General features: G+C 54.1%; 1 tRNA gene and 2 rRNA genes. All 3 read left to right on the forward strand.

Going from position 1 to position 3,692, the window contains the following annotated elements:
• The first annotated feature begins 254 nt into the window (after window positions 1-254).
• Window positions 255-3,076: ribosomal RNA gene (locus tag FCU66_RS37280) — 23S ribosomal RNA — on the forward strand.
• 274 nt (window positions 3,077-3,350) lie between these two features.
• A 5S ribosomal RNA gene (gene rrf / locus FCU66_RS37285) occupies window positions 3,351-3,465 on the forward strand.
• A gap of 150 nt (window positions 3,466-3,615) precedes the next feature.
• Window positions 3,616-3,692, forward strand: a tRNA-Met gene (locus FCU66_RS37290).

Raw genomic sequence — 3,692 nt, forward strand, 5'->3', positions numbered from 1 at the left:
CGAACTTCATGGCCGTAATGCTGTGATTTGTCGCGGGAGACGCTCAATCTCCCGCATATGATGGGCTTGCCTAACCGCACCCTCGAACCGATCTCGAGAAGCTGGTCTTTTTGTGCCAATGACATCGGGCTAAATCCCGCACAGGATTTGGTCCAGGCGACAATTCCTTCGGATTGCGCGGACGCTAACCCCGTAAGGGAGAGGCTGAAGCGACAATCCTTCGGATTGCGCAGGTGGGCATTGGCAATGAGAACGATCAAGTGTCTTAAGGGCAATTGGTGGATGCCTTGGCATGCACAGGCGATGAAGGACGTGATACGCTGCGATAAGCTACGGGGAGGTGCGAATACCCTTTGATCCGTAGATTTCCGAATGGGGAAACCCACCTAAGGTACTTGGAAAATCAGAGCAGCCAGAGGGTCGCAAGGCCGACTTGCTGCTGTGGTTTCCAAGTATCGATAATAGGTAACTTACCCTGAATACATAGGGGTAAAGTGGCGAACGCGGGGAACTGAAACATCTAAGTACCCGTAGGAAAGGACATCAACCGAGACTCCGGAAGTAGTGGCGAGCGAACCCGGACCAGGCCAGTGGCGATTGAGAGACAAGCGGAACCTTCTGGAAAGTAGGGCCATAGTGGGTGACAGCCCCGTACGCGTAATGCAATCAATCGTCCTCGAGTAAGGCGGGACACGTGAAATCCTGTCTGAAATTGGGGGGACCACCCTCCAAGCCTAAGTACTCGTGCATGACCGATAGCGAACTAGTACCGTGAGGGAAAGGTGAAAAGCACCCCGACAAGGGGAGTGAAAGAGTACCTGAAACCGATTGCCTACAAACAGTGGAAGCCCAAGGTTCGTCCTGGGTGACCACGTACCTTTTGTATAATGGGTCAGCGACTTAGTGTGACGAGCAAGCTTAAACCGCTAGGTGTAGGCGCAGCGAAAGCGAGTCTGAATAGGGCGTTCAGTTCGTCGCATTAGACCCGAAACCGAGTGATCTAGCCATGAGCAGGTTGAAGGTAAGGTAACACTTACTGGAGGACCGAACCCATAACTGTTGCAATAGTTCGGGATGACTTGTGGCTAGGGGTGAAAGGCCAATCAAACTCGGAAATAGCTGGTTCTCCGCGAAATCTATTTAGGTAGAGCGTCGACCGAATACCCCAGGGGGTAGAGCACTGGATGGGCTAGGGGTCCTCACCGGATTACCAAACCTAACCAAACTCCGAATACCTGGGAGTACTAGTCGGCAGACACACGGCGGGTGCTAACGTCCGTCGTGAAAAGGGAAACAACCCTGACCTACAGCTAAGGTCCCCAAGTTATGGCTAAGTGGGAAAGGATGTGAGGATCCCAAAACAACCAGGATGTTGGCTTAGAAGCAGCCATCATTTAAAGAAAGCGTAACAGCTCACTGGTCTAAATAAGGGTCTTTGCGCCGAAAATGTAACGGGGCTAAAGCCATACACCGAAGCTTAGGGTTTGGTCCGCAAGGGCCAAGCGGTAGCGGAGCGTTCTGTAAGCTGATGAAGCCATACCCGTGAGGGGTGGTGGAGGTATCAGAAGTGCGAATGCTGACATGAGTAACGTAAGGGGAGTGAGAGACTCCCCCGCCGAAAGACCAAGGGTTCCTGCTTAAAGCTAATCTGAGCAGGGTTAGCCGGCCCCTAAGACGAGGCGGAAACGCGTAGTCGATGGGAACCACGTTAATATTCGTGGGCTTGGAGGTAGTGACGGATCATTGAGGTAGTCCAATCTTATCGGATTGAACGGGCTGCTGCGTGGTTCCAGGAAATAGCTCCTCCTTATAAACCGTACCCGAAACCGACACTGGTGGTCTGGTAGAGTATACCAAGGCGCTTGAGAGAACTATGCTGAAGGAACTCGGCAAATTGCACGCGTAACTTCGGAAGAAGCGTGACCCTTTTCTACGCAAGTAGAGGAGGGTGGCACAGACCAGGGGGTAGCGACTGTTTATCAAAAACACAGGGCTCTGCGAAGTCGCAAGACGACGTATAGGGTCTGACGCCTGCCCGGTGCTGGAAGGTTAAGAGGAGGGGTGCAAGCTCTGAATCGAAGCCCCAGTAAACGGCGGCCGTAACTATAACGGTCCTAAGGTAGCGAAATTCCTTGTCGGGTAAGTTCCGACCTGCACGAATGGCGTAACGACTTCCCCGCTGTCTCCAGCATAGACTCAGTGAAATTGAATTCCCCGTGAAGATGCGGGGTTCCTGCGGTTAGACGGAAAGACCCCGTGCACCTTTACTATAGCTTTACATTGGCATTCGTAGTGGCATGTGTAGGATAGGTGGTAGGCTTTGAAACCTGGGCGCCAGCTCAGGTGGAGCCACCCTTGAAATACCACCCTTATTACTATGGATGTCTAACCGCGGCCCGTTATCCGGGTCCGGGACAATGTATGGTGGGTAGTTTGACTGGGGCGGTCGCCTCCTAAAGAGTAACGGAGGCGCGCGATGGTGGGCTCAGAACGGTCGGAAATCGTTCGCTGAGTGCAATGGCATAAGCCTGCCTGACTGCGAGACTGACAAGTCGAGCAGAGACGAAAGTCGGTCATAGTGATCCGGTGGTCCCGCGTGGAAGGGCCATCGCTCAACGGATAAAAGGTACGCCGGGGATAACAGGCTGATGACCCCCAAGAGTCCATATCGACGGGGTTGTTTGGCACCTCGATGTCGACTCATCGCATCCTGGGGCTGGAGCAGGTCCCAAGGGTATGGCTGTTCGCCATTTAAAGCGGTACGTGAGTTGGGTTCAGAACGTCGTGAGACAGTTCGGTCCCTATCTGCCGTGGGTGTAGGAATATTGAAAGGATCTGTCCCTAGTACGAGAGGACCGGGATGGACGGATCTCTGGTGGACCTGTTGTGGCGCCAGCCGCATAGCAGGGTAGCTATATCCGGACGGGATAACCGCTGAAGGCATCTAAGCGGGAAACCCACCTTAAAACGAGTATTCCCTGAGAACCGTGGAAGACGACCACGTTGATAGGCCGGGTGTGGAAGAGCGGCAACGCTTGAAGCTTACCGGTACTAATAGTTCGATCGGCTTGATCGTTCTCATTCCTTATGCTCATCGTGAAACACGATGGTCTTACCAGCGCTCACGCATGAGCGGCCCTTACGGGCCTATGCTCCGCGAGGGCGCCGGAAAACCGGCGACGCGCAGTCGCGCTTGCGGGCTTATGCCCGAAGCGCCCTGTAGATAACGTCGCCTTGGCACGGAAAGACGGGCAAATGGCACAAGCTTATAGCGAGCAGGTATCTCCTACTCACTATTCCCTACTGCCTAATCCCTAACCCAGCTTCTCGAACAACGTGCGTTTTGCCGACCTGGTGGTTATGGCGGAGCGGCTGCACCCGATCCCATTCCGAACTCGGCCGTGAAACGCTCCAGCGCTGATGGTACTTCGTCTCAAGACGCGGGAGAGTAGGTCGCTGCCAGGTCTGCTAAACGCACGTTGAAATCTTCTCTTTATGAACAAGGCCCGCCAATCGGGAAACCACGGGCCGCGAAAGCGGCCCTTTCAATTGGTCAGCCATCTACCTATTTGTAGGCAATCCTATTCGTAGGCCTCGGCTTACGTCCAATGGTGACGCGGGGTGGAGCAGCCCGGTAGCTCGTCAGGCTCATAACCTGAAGGTCACAGGTTCAAATCCTGTCCCCGCAACCA

Source organism: Mesorhizobium norvegicum (genome assembly GCF_004919685.1).
Classification (GTDB): Bacteria; Pseudomonadota; Alphaproteobacteria; order Rhizobiales; family Rhizobiaceae; genus Mesorhizobium; species Mesorhizobium norvegicum.